This is a genomic window from Streptococcus caledonicus, assembly GCF_042656225.1.
Lineage (GTDB): Bacteria > Bacillota > Bacilli > Lactobacillales > Streptococcaceae > Streptococcus > Streptococcus caledonicus.
Map to the genome: position 1 here is coordinate 321,300 of NZ_JBHSOJ010000015.1, position 16,856 is coordinate 338,155.

General features: G+C 34.9%; 15 protein-coding genes and 1 pseudogene. 11 read left to right on the forward strand and 5 right to left on the reverse strand.

Going from position 1 to position 16,856, the window contains the following annotated elements; all coding sequences use genetic code 11:
* The 3 genes and pseudogenes from ACFPQ3_RS03420 to ACFPQ3_RS03430 all read right to left on the reverse strand — a co-directional run.
* Positions 1 to 203: pseudogene (locus tag ACFPQ3_RS03420) on the reverse strand (IS110 family RNA-guided transposase); the annotation flags it as partial.
* Positions 204 to 674: 471 nt separating this feature from the next.
* Entirely contained in the window at positions 675 to 2,294 is a 1,620-nt protein-coding gene (locus tag ACFPQ3_RS03425; protein ID WP_156805763.1) for an ATP-binding cassette domain-containing protein, read from the reverse strand.
* Between the two features lie 78 nt (positions 2,295 to 2,372).
* On the reverse strand, positions 2,373 to 3,245 hold the full coding sequence (locus ACFPQ3_RS03430) for a YitT family protein (RefSeq protein WP_156805764.1): 873 nt from the start codon (positions 3,243 to 3,245) through the stop codon (positions 2,373 to 2,375).
* Positions 3,246 to 3,631: 386 nt separating this feature from the next.
* On the opposite strand from ACFPQ3_RS03430, the gene ACFPQ3_RS03435 reads away from it, so the two are divergent.
* The 4 genes from ACFPQ3_RS03435 (at position 3,632) to guaB (ending at position 8,246) form a co-directional block, all read left to right on the forward strand.
* A complete protein-coding gene (locus ACFPQ3_RS03435; RefSeq protein WP_156805765.1) occupies positions 3,632 to 4,216 on the forward strand; it encodes a GNAT family N-acetyltransferase in 585 nt (194 codons plus the stop codon).
* A 27-nt stretch (positions 4,217 to 4,243) separates the two neighbouring features.
* Positions 4,244 to 5,266, forward strand: coding sequence for a tryptophan--tRNA ligase (trpS, locus tag ACFPQ3_RS03440; protein WP_156805766.1), 1,023 nt, complete (start codon positions 4,244 to 4,246; stop codon positions 5,264 to 5,266).
* 53 nt (positions 5,267 to 5,319) lie between these two features.
* The gene (locus tag ACFPQ3_RS03445) at positions 5,320 to 6,603 is read left to right on the forward strand and encodes a metallophosphoesterase (RefSeq protein ID WP_156805767.1); all 1,284 of its coding nucleotides are present in this window, start codon (positions 5,320 to 5,322) and stop codon (positions 6,601 to 6,603) included.
* A gap of 161 nt (positions 6,604 to 6,764) precedes the next feature.
* Positions 6,765 to 8,246: an IMP dehydrogenase gene (guaB, locus tag ACFPQ3_RS03450; RefSeq protein ID WP_156805768.1), complete on the forward strand. Its 1,482-nt coding sequence runs from the start codon at positions 6,765 to 6,767 to the stop codon at positions 8,244 to 8,246.
* Positions 8,247 to 8,764: 518 nt separating this feature from the next.
* Here the strand turns inward: guaB and recF are convergent.
* Complete coding sequence (gene recF, locus ACFPQ3_RS03455; protein ID WP_156805769.1) at positions 8,765 to 9,856, reverse strand: DNA replication/repair protein RecF; 1,092 nt, start codon at positions 9,854 to 9,856, stop codon at positions 8,765 to 8,767.
* A gap of 2 nt (positions 9,857 to 9,858) precedes the next feature.
* A complete protein-coding gene (yaaA, locus tag ACFPQ3_RS03460) occupies positions 9,859 to 10,242 on the reverse strand; it encodes a S4 domain-containing protein YaaA (RefSeq protein ID WP_156805770.1) in 384 nt (127 codons plus the stop codon).
* A 79-nt stretch (positions 10,243 to 10,321) separates the two neighbouring features.
* On the opposite strand from yaaA, the gene yfmF reads away from it, so the two are divergent.
* The 7 genes from yfmF (at position 10,322) to ACFPQ3_RS03495 (ending at position 16,793) form a co-directional block, all read left to right on the forward strand.
* A complete protein-coding gene (gene yfmF, locus ACFPQ3_RS03465) occupies positions 10,322 to 11,593 on the forward strand; it encodes an EF-P 5-aminopentanol modification-associated protein YfmF (protein ID WP_156805771.1) in 1,272 nt (423 codons plus the stop codon).
* Positions 11,571 to 12,848 carry an EF-P 5-aminopentanol modification-associated protein YfmH gene (yfmH, locus tag ACFPQ3_RS03470; RefSeq protein ID WP_156805772.1) on the forward strand — a complete coding sequence of 426 codons (1,278 nt, stop codon included), beginning with the start codon at positions 11,571 to 11,573 and terminating at the stop codon, positions 12,846 to 12,848. Before yfmF ends, yfmH begins: the two co-directional genes overlap by 23 nt.
* Before the next feature lie 67 nt (positions 12,849 to 12,915).
* Positions 12,916 to 13,797 carry a helix-turn-helix domain-containing protein gene (locus tag ACFPQ3_RS03475; RefSeq protein WP_156805773.1) on the forward strand — a complete coding sequence of 294 codons (882 nt, stop codon included), beginning with the start codon at positions 12,916 to 12,918 and terminating at the stop codon, positions 13,795 to 13,797.
* Between the two features lie 15 nt (positions 13,798 to 13,812).
* A complete protein-coding gene (gene pgsA, locus ACFPQ3_RS03480) occupies positions 13,813 to 14,361 on the forward strand; it encodes a CDP-diacylglycerol--glycerol-3-phosphate 3-phosphatidyltransferase (RefSeq protein WP_156805774.1) in 549 nt (182 codons plus the stop codon).
* Positions 14,358 to 15,185 (forward strand): energy-coupling factor ABC transporter ATP-binding protein, encoded by an 828-nt coding sequence (locus tag ACFPQ3_RS03485; RefSeq protein ID WP_156805775.1) that lies wholly within the window; start codon positions 14,358 to 14,360, stop codon positions 15,183 to 15,185. Before pgsA ends, ACFPQ3_RS03485 begins: the two co-directional genes overlap by 4 nt.
* On the forward strand, positions 15,161 to 16,003 hold the full coding sequence (locus tag ACFPQ3_RS03490; RefSeq protein ID WP_156805776.1) for an energy-coupling factor transporter ATPase: 843 nt from the start codon (positions 15,161 to 15,163) through the stop codon (positions 16,001 to 16,003). The genes ACFPQ3_RS03485 and ACFPQ3_RS03490 overlap by 25 nt, the downstream gene beginning before the upstream one ends.
* Positions 15,996 to 16,793 carry an energy-coupling factor transporter transmembrane component T family protein gene (locus tag ACFPQ3_RS03495; RefSeq protein WP_156805777.1) on the forward strand — a complete coding sequence of 266 codons (798 nt, stop codon included), beginning with the start codon at positions 15,996 to 15,998 and terminating at the stop codon, positions 16,791 to 16,793. The genes ACFPQ3_RS03490 and ACFPQ3_RS03495 overlap by 8 nt, the downstream gene beginning before the upstream one ends.
* The last annotated feature ends 63 nt before the right edge of the window (positions 16,794 to 16,856 follow it).

Consider the following 16,856-nt stretch of genomic DNA (forward strand, 5'->3'; position numbering starts at 1 on the left):
CCTCCTGTACTTTCCATGCCAACAGCTTGTACTTGAAAAGATGTGAGAAAATCATGACATTGTTGTAAACCTTCTGTCGTTGTATCAAAGCGAGCCTTTTCACGTTTGGGACGAATACTAGTGAGAGAGCCGTGTAAGATACAGACAGCTATCATAGCTTGGTGAATATCTATGCCTGCACAAGATGTATAGATGATATCCATAGTCGTTTCCTCCTAACTAATGATGAGGACTTGTCTCTCTAATAGTAGTCGTATTTTTATACTCATGCTTCTTAGGCGATACTTTGGGGTTCTCGTAGATAGAGTGGATTAGTTTGTCCCTAGATAGATTTTATCATTAAGTTATCAACCACAAAGCCCTCACTAAGAGTATCGCACTTAGCGAGGGCTTTGCCTATTGGTTATCATTGTTTTGTGGGTGTGGGATCTGCCATCGTGCTGGTTTGTCCCACTCTCTTTGATTATTTGTGCGCTCCACACATCCACTTCTCTTAGCTTTGACCAATTTCTATTAGCTATAGCTTGATTGAAAAAGGGATAGGACGATTCAAGAAGCTGCTGAAAGAAAAAGAACTAGAGTTTATCAAATTGACTTAACGATGTTCTAACCTTATTCAACTCACTATAAAAACCGTCTGGAATCACCAGACGATTTCTTTTAGGGTAGTATGATTAAGCCCAAAGAGCCTTAACCTTAGCTTGAACTTCTTCATTTTCAAGGAATTCATCATAGGTTTCACCAATTCGGTCAATAACACCGTTTTTAGAAATCACAACAATGTGGTTAGCAATCGTTTGAATAAATTCATGGTCATGGCTGGCAAAGATAACCGATTCTTTGAAATCTTTAACCCCATCATTCAAACTAGAAATAGACTCTAAGTCCAAGTGGTTCGTTGGATCATCAAGAATGAGCACGTTTGATTTAAGTAACATCAATTTAGACAACATCACGCGCACTTTTTCCCCACCAGAAAGAACATTAACAGACTTCTTAACTTCATCTCCTGAGAAGAGCATGCGGCCAAGGAAACCACGCAAGAAAGTATCATCATCTTCACCTTTAGCAGCAAATTGACGAAGCCATTCCAAAATTGGCTCACCTGAAGCAAAATCTTTCGTATTATCCTTAGGAAGATAAGACTGAGAAGTGGTTACTCCCCATTTAATGGTTCCTTCGTATTCAATATCCCCCGCTAAAGCTCGCATAAGAGCTGTCGTTTGGATATCATTCTCACCGATAATCGCAGTCTTATCTCCTGGACGAAGAATAAAGCTGATATTATCAATGATGGTTTCTCCATCAACTTTAACAGAAAGGTTTTCTACAGTTAGCAGGTCATTACCAATTTCACGCTCAGCTTTGAAATTGATAAATGGGTACTTACGACTTGATGGAACAATTTCTTCCAATTCAATCTTATCAAGCATTTTCTTACGAGAAGTCGCTTGTTTTGATTTAGATGCATTTGCAGAGAAACGTGCAATGAAGTCTTGAAGTTCTTTGATTTTTTCTTCAGCTTTGGCATTACGGTCTGCTTGAAGTCGCGCAGCCAATTCAGAAGACTGTTTCCAGAAATCGTAGTTACCGACAAATAGTTTAATTTTACCAAAATCAAGGTCAGCCATGTGGGTACATACTTTATTCAAGAAATGGCGATCATGGGACACAACAATAACGGTATTTTCAAAATCAATTAGGAAATCTTCAAGCCATGAAATAGATTGAATATCAAGACCATTGGTCGGCTCATCTAAAAGAAGAACATCTGGCTTGCCAAACAGTGCCTTAGCAAGCAAAACCTTAACCTTATCACCATTAGCAAGTTCACTCATATTTTGGTAATGAAGGTCCTCAGGAATATTGAGGTTTTGCAATAATTGAGAAGCTTCACTTTCTGCTTCCCATCCACCAAGTTCTGCAAACTCGCCTTCAAGTTCTGCAGCACGAACGCCATCTTCATCTGAAAAATCTTCCTTCATGTAAATGGCATCTTTTTCCTTCATGATGTTATAAAGTTTTTCATTCCCCATGATGACAACATCAATTGCACGTTCTTCTTCATAGTCAAAGTGATTTTGACGAAGAACCGAAAGACGCTCATCGGGTCCAAGAGATACATGACCAGTTGAAGGCTCGATATCTCCAGCAAGAATTTTTAAAAAGGTTGATTTTCCAGCACCATTGGCACCAATCAATCCATAGGTATTTCCTGCTGTAAACTTAATGTTTACGTCATCGAAAAGTTTTCTATCGCTAAAACGTAGCGACACATCTGAAACTGTTAACAATTATATTACCTCGTTTTTTAATATCTTATCTATCCCTAACATTTTATCGAATTTACCTATTTTTTTCAACGAAAATTACTAGCCTGGAAGTAAAATATCATCGTTCTCACGAATATAGTGCTTTGTCAAACTAAAACCACGTCCCATGACTTGGCTAGCAGGCATTACAACAACAAAGGCTGTTTCATCTATTTCTATAATTGCCTGTTGCATTTTTGGCAATTCATGGCTCGTTATTGTTGTCATCAGCATGATTTTATCGCAAAAATCTAAGCCTCCCTTAACAGGAATTTGTGTTACCCCGCGATTAGCTTTTTGAATGATGTAAGATCGTATAGCCTCGCTATTATTTGAAACAATCATAATGGTTTTTGAAGAATTAAAACCATTTTCCATAATTCCAACGACATATGAAATAACAACTAAGGCTATAATGGAATACATCACTGTATCAGAATCAAAAGCCAAAAAACCCATAGCAACACTGAAACCATCGACAATTGTCATTGCTACCGCTAATGATAATGGAGTGTACTTATTCAAAATCTGTGTTGGAATGCCTGTTCCCCCTGTTGAAGAATTTCCCCAAAAGACCAATCCTAAACCGATTCCTACAATCACTCCTCCGAAGATTGCTGCAAGCAATGGATTATGTGTTAACGTTGGTAAATTTGATGTCAACTTTATAGCAAATGGATAGATCCAAGAACCATAAAAGGTCTTAACAAAGGTTTCTTTACCCAAAAATACTAAACATAGTATCAAAAGAGGAATGTTAGTTAGCAACAAAAAAGTTGAAGGATTCCAGCCAAATATTTCTTTAAAACTAACTGCCAACCCTCCCATTCCTCCAGAAGCTATATTATTCTCTAAAAACATCGTATTAAATCCAATAGCTACAATAAATGAGCCAATTGTTACTAATCCGAAATCAACTAAACGTTTTTTCATGATAACCCACTTTCTCTATTTTTCAGCTCCTCTATTATCCCTTAAATCCAAGTTCTTGACAAGATAGAAACTTGACAAATTTGAAGGGATTTCATAAAATATGAGTATTCAGAAGAGTAATTTTAACTTTACTTTCAAAGAGAACTGGCGGTTGCTGAAAGTCAGTAGTGAGTTAGAGTGAATGGGCTGATGTTTCACGTGGAACCAATACATACGTTTCAGGTTTGGTACACCTTATCGTACTAGAGATGATACTTTACTGAGTTGACAACTAATTGTAAAATTTTTTTACAAAAGTTGTAAAGTTATCAATTGAGGTGGTACCGCGTATCAATATGATTATGCCCTCACGCTTTTTAAGCGTGAATTTTTCTTTTGGAGGATATATGGAGAATATTTACCAAGCATTAGCTAAATTCTGCTCTATAGAGACGGATAGACTTCACCTAAGACCTGTACGGCTCGAAGATGCTGATGATATGTTTGCCTATGCATCTGATGAAGAGAATGTTCGTTGGACCTTTCCAGTTAATAAAACTCTTGAAGAGACCAAAAATAATATTGCTTCGTTGTACCTAGCTAATCCTCTAGGGCGTTGGGGCATCGTTATCAAAGAAACTGGTCAATTTATTGGAACCGTTGATTTAATGAAAATCGCCGAAGATGTGCGTCGAGCTGAAATAGGATATACCTTAAATAAACACTATTGGGACAAAGGATATATGACCGAGGCAGTCACAAAAATACTTCAAGTCTTTTTCGAGGACTTACAAATGAACTGTTTAATCGCACGACACGATAAAGAAAATCCTGCTTCTGGGCGTGTCATGCAGAAGTCAGGAATGTTGTTTAGCCATGAAGAACCATATGCAAAGATTGACAAGAAAGTTGATGAAAGAATGGTTACAATGGTTCATTACAGATTAACCAAGGAAGATTACTTCCGCAAAGTTGACAACGCTGTAAAATAAAGTTGACAAAAAAGTATAGGAGATAACATGTCTAAACCAATTATTTTAACAGGGGATCGTCCCACCGGAAAACTACATTTAGGTCACTATGTAGGGAGTTTAAAAAATCGTGTATTACTTCAAAATGAAGAGAAGTACGATATGTTTGTTTTTTTAGCAGACCAGCAAGCCCTCACTGACCATGCCAGAGAATCTGCAGCTATCAAGGAATCCATTGGAAATGTTGCCTTGGATTATTTATCTGTTGGTCTTAACCCTACTAAATCAACCATTTTTATTCAGAGTCAGATTCCCGAGCTAGCAGAATTGACCATGTACTATATGAACCTTGTCTCGTTAGCACGTCTTGAACGTAATCCAACGGTTAAAACTGAAATTGCTCAAAAAGGTTTTGGAGAATCTATTCCAACAGGTTTCCTAGTTTATCCAATCTCTCAAGCCGCAGACATCACAGCTTTTAAAGCTAATTTTGTGCCAGTCGGTAACGACCAGAAACCAATGATTGAGCAAACACGGGAGATTGCTCGTAGCTTTAACCATACCTACAATTGTGAGGTTTTGGTGGAGCCAGAAGGTATTTATCCTGAAAATGAAAAGGCTGGTCGCCTCCCTGGTCTTGATGGTAATGCTAAAATGTCGAAGTCTCTCGGAAATGGCATCTACCTGTCTGATGACGCTGAAACTGTTCGTAAAAAAGTCATGAGCATGTACACCGATCCAAACCATATCCGTGTGGAAGACCCTGGACAAATTGAAGGCAACATGGTTTTCCATTATCTTGATATTTTTGGAACAGAATCAGATAAGGATGAAATTGAGGCGATGAAAGAACATTATCAACGTGGCGGTCTTGGAGATGTCAAAACCAAACGTTACCTTTTAGACATCTTGGAACGTGAATTAGCTCCTATTCGTGAACGCCGTCTAGAATACGCTAAAGATATGGGAGAAGTCTTCCGTATGCTTGAAGAAGGCAGTCAAAAAGCACGTCAAGTAGCAGCTCAAACCTTATCAGAAGTAAAATCTGCGATGGGAATTAATTACTTCTAAAATTGAAAGGATGGGAGTGGGCGATATCGCTACATTCCCTTTTTGATAAACACATGAAAAAATGTTTCATAAGATTTACATTAATTTTACTGAGCATGATTGTCAGTTACCTTATTATCTCTCAGTTTAAACCTCAAGCAGTAAAAAATGCACCTACTAGTTCTGAGGCACCTGTTTCAATCGTTGTAGCAACAGATTTACACTACTTGTCGCCGTCTTTACATGATGATGGTAGCTTTTTTACCGACATGGTTGATAATGCTGACGGTAAAAATATGTATTTCATCGAAGAGATAACGGAAGCTTTTGTTGATAAAATGGTGGCAGATAAACCTGAATTTTTGATTATCAGTGGAGATTTGACCTTTAATGGTGAAAAACAAAGCCATATAGATTTAGAAAAGAAATTAGCTCGTATCAAGAATGCGGGAGTAACTGTACTTGTTATGCCAGGAAATCATGATATTGATCGTTCTAGCGCAGCAAAATTCAAAGGTGAGAATTACGAATTAGTTGATTCGATTTCGAAAGAAGAATTTGCAAAGATTTATAAGAACTATGGATTACAAGAATCTTTACACAGAGATGACAAATCGTTGTCTTATGTTTACAGTGCTAGAGGGGATTTATGGTTTTTATTTGTTGACAGTAATAGCAATGCTGACAATAAACTTTCTTCTGATACTCTAAAATGGATTGAATCAATGTTGAAAGAGGCTGAAAAAAATAAAATTAAGGTGATTGGTATTAGCCATCAGAATTTACTTCCACACAATCCTGATTTTAGCTCTGGATTTTTAATTGATCAATCTCCTAAATTATCTGCTTTATATCAAAATTCTCAAGTTTTTTTAAATCTTAGTGGTCATATTCATATCCAGCACATCAGCGAGGGGCAACCCACTGAGATAATAACATCTTCATTGGCTGTTTCTCCGCACCAGTATGGAAAGATAGCAGTGGATGCTAAAAATTTGGATTATCAAGTAGAGCAAGTAAACGTCGAGAACTGGGCTAAGAGTAACGATATAAATAATGAAAAATTGTTACACTTTTCAGAGTATTCTCGAATTTTTATGGAAGAGCTGGCTAAACGTAAAAGTAAAGAATGGACTTCTGATTCGGAGCTTCCGCAAGAAAAAATAACATTAGTTAGAGATACTTTTGCTAGTTTAAATGCTGATTATTTTGCTGGAAAATCAAGTAATTTAGAAGAGTATTCAGAGGGAATTAACCTCATAGAAAATCAATTTGATGGTTTTATCATCTCATATTTGAAAAACATTATAGCTGATTCTAAAAAAAATCATCAGGAATTATCTTTACCTATTGACTGATAATTTTTGATAAATGTTTGTTATTTTTAGCAAATAATAACTATTTTTCTATAAATAACTATTTTTATTCGGAATAATTGACAAATAATTTTAGAATGATATCATAGAAAAAATAATAAGTTTAATAACTTAAAAAAATAAAAAGAAAAGAGGCATAAGAAATGTCAAATTGGGACACAAAATTTTTGAAAAAGGGATTTACCTTTGATGATGTATTACTTATTCCAGCAGAAAGTCATGTTTTACCAAACGATGTTAATATGCAGACAAAACTTGCTGACAATTTGACATTAAATATTCCAATTATTACTGCCGCTATGGATACAGTAACAGATAGTAAGATGGCTATTGCTATTGCTCGTGCAGGTGGTCTCGGTGTTATTCATAAAAACATGTCTATTGAGCAACAGGCTGAAGAAATTCGCAGAGTTAAGCGTTCAGAAAATGGTGTTATTATCGATCCATTCTTCTTAACACCAAATAATAAGGTCTCAGAGGCTGAAGATTTAATGCAAAGCTATCGTATATCAGGTGTTCCAATTGTTGAATCTGTTGAAAATCGTAAATTGGTAGGTATTATTACTAATCGTGATATGCGCTTCATTTCTGACCTTAATTCTCTCATTTCAGAACATATGACATCAGAGGAGTTGATTACTGCTCCAGTTGGTACTGATTTAGCAACAGCAGAAAAAATTCTTCACCAACATCGAATTGAAAAATTGCCTTTAGTTGATGAAAATGGGCGTTTATCAGGTCTTATCACAATCAAAGATATTGAGAAAGTTATTGAGTTTCCAAATGCAGCCAAGGATGAATTCGGTCGTCTTCTAGTAGCAGGTGCTGTTGGTGTGACATCTGATACTTTCGAGCGTGCAGAGGCTCTTTTTGAAGCAGGTGCTGATGCTATTGTTATTGATACTGCACATGGTCATTCTGCAGGTGTACTTCGTAAAATCGCTGAAATCCGTTCTCATTTCCCAAATCGTACTTTGATTGCTGGTAACATTGCCACAGCTGAAGGAGCACGTGCTCTTTATGAAGCGGGTGTTGATGTAGTAAAAGTTGGTATTGGTCCAGGTTCGATTTGTACAACACGTGTTGTTGCAGGTGTAGGTGTTCCTCAGGTAACTGCAATTTATGATGCTGCATCTGTTGCTCGCGAGTATGGAAAAACAATCATCGCAGATGGTGGTATTAAATATTCAGGTGATATCGTAAAAGCTCTTGCAGCCGGTGGAGATGCTGTCATGCTTGGTTCAATGTTTGCTGGTACAGATGAGGCACCAGGGGAAACAGAAATTTACCAAGGACGTAAATTCAAAACTTACCGTGGTATGGGCTCAATTGCAGCAATGAAAAAAGGTTCAAGTGATCGCTATTTCCAAGGAACCGTTAATGAGGCTAATAAGCTTGTTCCAGAAGGAATTGAAGGCCGTGTAGCCTATAAAGGAGCTGTTTCAGATATTGTTTTCCAAATGATTGGTGGTATCCGTTCTGGTATGGGGTACGTTGGTGCAGCAAATCTAGAAGAACTTCACGATAATGCTCAGTTCATTGAAATGTCAGGAGCAGGTTTAATTGAAAGCCATCCTCACGATGTTCAAATTACGAATGAAGCTCCAAACTATTCTATGAAATAAAAAGAATGTCGCTGTATTCTCTAATAATTCTTAGTAAATAATTAAGTCTGAGTTGAGATAGATAATATAGTAACAAAAAATGAGTCTGGACAAAAACTAAACACTAAAACAAAAAAACGAGAGTGGGAAAGAAGTCATGATTTCGAAATGTTGACTTCCCCTCGCTCTCTGATTTCTAAGCTCAGGCTGAAACTGTCCACTGGACACTTTCACTCCCACCTCCGCACAGCTTCAAAGATCTCCCAGACCTTTGGAGGTTGGAAATAAGATGAACGACGTTCATCACATTCGTATAGGATGGCCGCTAACGATTGCGTGGTACTAAAATAGTCCAGTGGACTATTTTAGGTGGACACTTGAAAAAGAAGAAGTATCCAATTGCAGACTTCTAATCCACCAACTGCGTCTATCTGTTATTACTATCAAAAAAGAAGGTTGAGATATTTTTTGTGTCTCAACCTTCTTTTTTGATAAGTATAATCTATATTTTTGAATTAAAGTTCATGTAACCACAATTATTATTCACGTACAGATCCATTTTTGACATAAAATACTTTCAAATTTTTTGGTAATTCCTTTAAGTGTTCTAAACTTGTAGTTGTTATAAAAGTTTGGACATTTTCTGAAATAATATTATAAAGTAGCTGAGATTGACGATTGTTGTCAAGTTCACTCATAACATCGTCAAGTAAAAGAATAGGATTATCGCCAGTGACTTTTTTAAATAGAGCGATTTCAGCCATTTTTAGAGATAATATGAGACTCCGTTGTTGTCCCTGACTACCAAATATAGCGTTAATTTCATTTATATAAAACTCTAAATCATCACGATGAGGTCCTACTCCTGTATTTTTTTTATAGATATCACGAGAACGACTTGTTTTTAGTTGTTCAATAAAGTTTACAGATATGTCAAAATTATCTGTAAACTTTATTGATGAGATATAGTTTAATTTTAAATTTTCAATTTTGTTAGAGATGCTATAATGATGTTTATCAGCTTCTTTTTCTAAGTCTTTAACAAAGTCAAATCGGTGCTCCATAACTCGAGTACCATAGTAAACTAATTGTTCATCAAGAACGTCAAGAAAGGTGTCATCAATTGTTTGAGAGTTTTTTAGATAGGAGTTTCTTTGTTTTAAAATATGGTTATAGTTTGAGAGATCAGAAAGATACAAGGGTTTGATTTGTCCTAAATCAATATCAATAAATTTACGTCTTAAAGCAGGTGCCCCTTTTACCAATTGTAAATCTTCTGGTGCAAAGAGTACAACTGTCATTGTCCCGATATAATCAGAAAGTTTTGCTTGTTTGAGGTGATTAACTTTTGTAGTACGACCACGACCGTTTAAGATAATATCAAGTGAAACTTTACCGTTTACACGATTGACAACACCTGTCAATTTCAAGTCAACTTCATTGAAGTGTACTAATTCTTTATCAGAACGTGTACGGTGACTACGTGTCAGTGAAAGGAAATAAATCGCTTCTAAAAAATTTGTTTTTCCTTGAGCATTTTCACCAATAAAAAGATTAAGACCAGGGGAAAATTCTGCATTTAGTGTTCTGTAGTTTCTATAATTTGTTAGTGATATACTTTCAATCCACATATCTATGTTCCTGGAAATCTAACCGGACGGATGTCTTTTATCTCTTTACTTTGACTTTTTTTAGAAGGTAATTTTTTCTTTGATTTGTTAGTTTTATTGAGTTGTTTGACTAGGGAAGCAACTCGTTTTTTTTCAGCTAAATCTTCAAGATGATGTTGTATTTCTATTTCATCTGGTTTTCTTAATGTGATTATAATATTTTGTTCTGGTAATTCAATAATATCTCCTACACGAATTTTTTTTCCGCGACGTTCTTCTTTCTCACCGTTAAAAAGTACAATGTTATTAGTTAAAAAACTTTTTATTGCCCCACCACTTTGAATAATACTTAACTCCTTCAATAGAGCTTGTAAAGTAATAAAATCATCAAATAATGTATATTCCATAAAAACCTCGACTTTCTGTAAAGATAATTATATCATAAAATGTTATAATAGATGAGATTAAATTTAGATAGGAAGTGCCATGAAATTAGCAGAGGGTGTAGACTTACATTTTATTAAAAACCAGCAATTTAAGACAAATCATCTTACTTTTCGTTTTTCGGGTCATCGCCAGATAAAAACAGTTTCTCGGAGAGTTCTTGTAGCACAAATGTTAGCGACAGCTAGCGAAGCTTTTCCAAACAATAAAATTTTTCGTGAACGTTTAGCTAATCTTTACGGTACAAGTTTTTCAACTAATGTTAGTGTTCGAGGAAATATTCATATTGTTGATATTGATATTTCTTTTGTCAGTAATCGCTATGTGTTGGGACAAGAAAATCTTCTAAGTGAGGTGTTAGCTATTCTTGGAGAGGTTCTATTTCGTCCATTAATTTCATTAGAAAAATATCAAACTAAAACTTTTGATATTGAAAAAAAGAATCTTATTAGATATCTTGAAATAGATGAGCAAGATCAATTTTATAATAGTAGTATTAGTTTACAAGAACTTTACTATGAAGAACAGGCACTTCAAATTTCAAAATATGGGAAAAAAGATTTAATTCAAAAAGAAAATGCTTTTACAGCTTATCAAGAGTTTCAAAAGATGCTCAAGGAAGATAAAATAGATATTTTTCTTTTAGGAGATTTTGATGATTATCAAGCAACGCGTCAGCTGATTCATTTTCCGTTAGTAGATAGACAGGTAAATTTACAAAAAGTTTACAGTCAGGAGTTTATAAATATTGTTAGAGAAAAAGTTGTTACTAAAAAAACGACTCAGTCTATTTTGCAATTAGGTTATCATATTCCAATTTACTACGGTGGCAAAGACTATTATGCTATGCTTGTTGCTGAAGGAATGCTAGGAGGTTTTTCACATTCTAAATTATTCTCTGTGGTTCGAGAAAAAGAAAGTTTAGCATATACTGTTGGAAGTCGATACGATGCTTTTTCAGGCTTTTTGAGAATTTATGCCGGTATTGAAAAAAATAGCAGAGCAAAGACATTCAAGGTAATCAATCAACAAATTAATGAATTAAAATTAGGACGTTTTTCAAAACAATTAGTGGAGCAAACTAAACAAATGCTTATCGGAAATGCTAAGATGTCCATGGATAATCCTAAGTCCTTAATTGAACAAATGTATAGCAGTGTTATGTTTGATAAAGAAAGTCCTAGTATTAAATTATTTATTGATAACATTGATAGAGTCTCAAAGCGTGATATTGTCGCTGCGGTTGGTCTGATGAAGTTACAGGCTGTTTATTTTTTGGAGGGAGAATCAGATGAGTCGCTTAGAAAAGATTGATTATCCATTTTTAAACCAAGAAATATACTTTAGATATATGGATAATGGAATGAAAGTTTACTATCTTCCCAAAAAAGGTTTTCAAGAACGTTTGGCAATGTTGACGATAGATTTTGGTTCTGTTGACACAAATGTTACAATAGATTCTAATCCAAAAAATTACTCTTCTGGTATTGCTCATTTTTTGGAGCATCAATTATTTAGAGACAAAAAAGGTGAGGACGTTGGAAATCATTTTACCAATATGGGGTCAGACAGTAATGCTTACACGACATTTGACCAGACCACTTACTTTTTTTCAACAGTAGAATCTTTTGAGGAATCTTTACAGTTGCTATTAGATTTTACATCAAGTTTACATATAGATGAAGAGAGTATTAACAAAGAAAAGGCAATCATAGAACAAGAGATTGCAATGTATCAAGATGATCCTGATTTTCGTCTGTATAGTGGAGTCTTGACTAATTTGTATCCGGATACTCCTTTATCCAGTGATGTTGCAGGAACTAGAGAATCAATTAAAGAGTTATCTTTATTAGATTTGAAAGAAAATTTTGATACGTTTTATAGACCAGACTTTAAGACATTAATTTTAGTAGGAGATTTTGATGTTAAGGTGGTTGATAGAATTGTTAGGAAAAAAGAGACAAGGAGACGGAAAACATTACCAGAAATTTCGAGACCTCCCCTTAAATTATCAAAGCCTATTACGAAGTCATCTATTCAAATCGATGTAACAACTCCAAAACTAGCTCTTGGTTTTAGAGGACAAATAAGGCCTGAATTATCCTTAGTAGAACAGAAGTTGGCTCTAAGACTATTTTTGGCAATGTTATTTGGTTGGACATCTCAGCGTTATCAAGAATGGTATGACAAAGGTAAAATTGATGATTCTTTCGATATTGAAATTGAAATTTCTAACAGATTTAGTTTTGTTATTTTGATGCTAGATACAGAACAACCAATTGCTACAGGAACTCAACTTCGTAAAAATTTAACCAACATTAGGGAAAATAAAGATATTAATCAAGAACACTTAATCACAATAAAAAATGAAATTTATGGTGAGTTTATTAGAAGTTTAGATAACATAGAGGAATTAGGTCATCAATTTTTACAATATCAAGATGATGAGTATTCTTATTTTGATTTTCCACACTTACTGACCAAATTAGATTTAGAAACTATTGTTACTTTTGGAGAACATTTCTTTAATTTTGCAGAAAAAACAGAGTTCATTGTTTTTCCGAAATAACATGAAAACATCATATTTTTTGCTATAATAATAAAAGTACTTAAACTAGGAAGGAATTTTAAATGATATGAATGGTAAAATGATTGGTGATATTTTGCGTGAAGCGCGTTTAGCCAAACAATTTCAATTAACAGATATTGAACATCAAACAGGTATTGCATCTCACCATCTTCTAGCACTAGAGTTGGATCAATTTGGTTTGATACCAACCGATCAAGTTGAATTATATTTGAGTAGTTATGCAGAGTCGGTTGATTTGGAGGCTAGTGAGATTCTTATTCAATACCGAGAACAAAATTTATTTCAAAATACCTTATCACAAATGAGAGAAAATGAATCAGTTTCAAAATTAACCTCTACAGATGAAGAAAATATTCCTATGGAACGTATGGCTCATAGGAGACGTCGTAGCCACCGTGAAAAAACTCAAAAAAAATCAATTTTACCTAAAGTAATTATTAGTTTTTTGAGCTTAGCAATTGTAGCATTAGCTGGTTATTTTGTTATTAAGCAATTGCCATGGCCTTTTACTAATGCCACAACAGAAATAACAGAAACGTCAGAAACAGTTACCGAAACGGAAATAACAACCTCAATAGAGACAACAACTTCAACAATTACTGAACTTCCCTCAACAATTAAAGCAGTAGCTCAGGAAGATGGTAATTCTGTTGTAGCATTTCAAACCGATAAAGAGGTAGTTGATGTTACTTTTACACTTAAAGATGGTGAAAGTTGGGTAAGTTTAAATGATACTCTAAATGGAGAACGAGCAACTACCTTGACACAAGAACAAAAAGAGTTTACAGTATCTGTCAACAAAGGGTCATTATCACATGTTACAATAGGTATACCTCAAGCTGCACAGATTACAGTCGATGGTCAGAAAATTGATTTATCCTCACTTGTCAACTCTAGCCCAGCTATCTTTACATTAATGGTAGAATAGGAAAATTGAAAATTTATGTTTAATAAAAAAGAAAATATCCCCAATTTACTCACAGTTGGACGCATTATCTTAATACCCCTATTTTTATTGTTAGCCTCTATTCCAAATAATATTGTATGGCACATTATTGCAGCTTTTGTATTTGCAATTGCCAGTATAACAGATTATTTAGATGGTTATCTTGCTCGAAAATGGCATGTAGTTACTAATTTTGGTAAGTTTGCAGATCCGCTTGCAGATAAGATGTTAGTTATGTCTGCTTTTATTATGCTAGTTGGTTTAGATTTAGCGCCAGCCTGGGTTACTGCTGTCATTATTTGCCGAGAATTAGCAGTCACAGGGCTCAGACTTCTTTTGGTTGAAACAGGAGGTGAGGTCCTAGCTGCTGCTATGCTGGGTAAAATTAAGACAGCTACTCAGATGCTTGCAGTTGTCTTGTTGCTTTTTCATTGGGCCTTTGTAGGAAATATTATGCTTTATATTTCTCTATTTTTCACCCTATATTCAGGATATGACTATTTTAGGGAGGCAAGTTTTTTATTTAAGGATACATTTCGTAAATGATTGAGTTTAAGAATATTACATTTCGCTATGTGGAAGGACAAGAATCCCCAACACTTGATAATGTTTCGTTTCACGTGAAACGCGGGGAATGGCTATCAATTGTGGGCCATAATGGTTCTGGAAAATCAACTACAGTTCGTTTAATTGATGGATTGTTAGAGCCAGAAACAGGTGAAATCTGGATTGATGGTGAACAATTAACGGAGAAGAATCTTTGGACTATTCGTCATAAAATTGGGATGGTTTTTCAAAATCCTGATAATCAGTTTGTTGGTGCAACGGTTGAGGATGATGTTGCTTTTTCTCTTGAAAATAAAGGAGTTTCTCATGAAGAAATGGTATCTCGTGTCAATGAAGCTCTCGAATTAGTGGGAATGATTGATTTCAAAACTAAGGAACCTGCACGATTATCTGGTGGGCAAAAACAGCGAGTTGCTATTGCAGGTGCACTTGCTATGAATCCTGATATTTTAATTCTTGATGAAGCGACTAGTATGTTAGATCCAGAAGGTCGCTTAGAATTGATTGATGTAATGCAAAAAATTCGTGAAGAGCATCAAATGACTGTTATTTCGATTACTCATGATTTAGATGAAGTAGCACTTAGTGATCGAGTGATTGTTATGCAAGGTGGGAAGATTGAATCAGATTCAGTTCCGCGAGAACTTTTTGCCCGCGAAGAATCATTGATTGACCTAGGACTGGACATTCCCTTTACAACAAGTGTCATTAAAGATTTATCAGAAAAATTAGACTTTAGCGCAGCTTATTTAACAGAAAAGGAATTAGAAGAGGAATTATGGGGATTACTCTCGAAAATGTAAGTTATACATACCAAGCAGGGACACCCTTTGAAGGAAGAGCACTGTTTGATGTCAATCTTGAGATTATAAAAAAAAGTTATACTGCTTTTATTGGGCATACTGGTTCTGGAAAATCTACTATTATGCAGCTTTTAAATGGTCTTAATATTCCAACGTTAGGGAGTGTTTCAGTTGATAAACATGTGATTACATCAACTTCTAACTCAAAAGATATCAAACAACTTCGTCAAAAAGTTGGTTTAGTCTTTCAGTTTCCCGAAAGTCAATTATTTGAAGAGACTGTTCTGAAGGATGCAGCCTTTGGTCCTCAAAATTTTGGTATTTCTCAAGAAAAAGCTGAGCAAATTGCTCGTGAGAAACTAACTATGGTTGGGATCTCTGAGGAACTATTTGAAAAAAATCCTTTTGAATTGTCCGGTGGACAGATGCGTCGCGTGGCCATTGCTGGAATCTTAGCAATGGAGCCAGAAATTCTTGTTTTAGATGAACCGACAGCTGGACTGGATCCAAAAGGACGTAAGGAATTGATGACTTTATTTAAAAATCTTCATCAATTTGGTTTAACTATTGTATTGGTAACACATTTAATGGATGATGTAGCAAATTATGCAGATTTCGTTCATGTTTTAGAAAAAGGAAAAGTTGTTTTATCTGGAACTCCAAAAGATGTTTTTCAGAAAGTGGAGTTATTGGAAGAAAAACAACTTGGTGTACCAAAAATTACAAAATTGGCGTATAATTTAAGAAAACGAGGCTTTTTGATGGAAGAACTTCCTGTTACTTTAGCTGAATTCAGGGAGGGAATTGTTTATGGATAAATTGATTTTAGGTCGTTATATTCCAGGTACTTCGATTATTCATAGATTGGATCCAAGAAGTAAATTATTAGCTATGTTAATTTATATTGTTGTAATATTTTGGGCTAATAATATGATAACAAATGCGTTACTTTTGTTTTTTTCTCTTTTTTCTATTTGGTTATCTGGTATAAAGTTGGGTTTCTTTTTACGTGGTGTTAGACCAATGATAGGGATTATCTTATTTACTACTATTTTCCAGCTTTTTTTTACTGGTGGAGGAGAAGTGTTTTTCCATTTTGGTTTTCTGCAAATTACACGTGTTGGTTTAAATCAAGCAGGAATCATTTTTATGCGATTTGTCTTGATTATTTTCTTTTCAACTCTACTAACTTTAACAACCACCCCTTTAAGTCTTGCAGATGCAGTTGAATCTTTATTGAATCCGTTGAAACCTTTAAAGGTTCCAGCACATGAAATCGGATTAATGTTGTCACTTAGTTTGCGTTTTGTTCCTACTCTGATGGATGATACTATTCGGATTATGAATGCTCAGAAAGCACGGGGTGTTGATTTTGGAGAAGGTAATCTGATTAAAAAAATAAAGTCAATTATTCCAATTTTAATTCCCCTTTTTGCTTCTAGTTTTAAACGTGCTGATGCTCTTGCCATTGCAATGGAATCACGTGGTTACAAAGGTGGAGATGGTCGGACGAAATACCGTTTGCTCAAATGGAAATCAATAGACACTTTTGCTATCTTAGTGATATTAATAATAGCTATGTTGCTATTTATACTGAAAAAACCTTAGTATACCTTATTTTTAGGTGTTCTAAGTTTTTTTTTATTAGATGATCACTCTTGACTTTGTAGG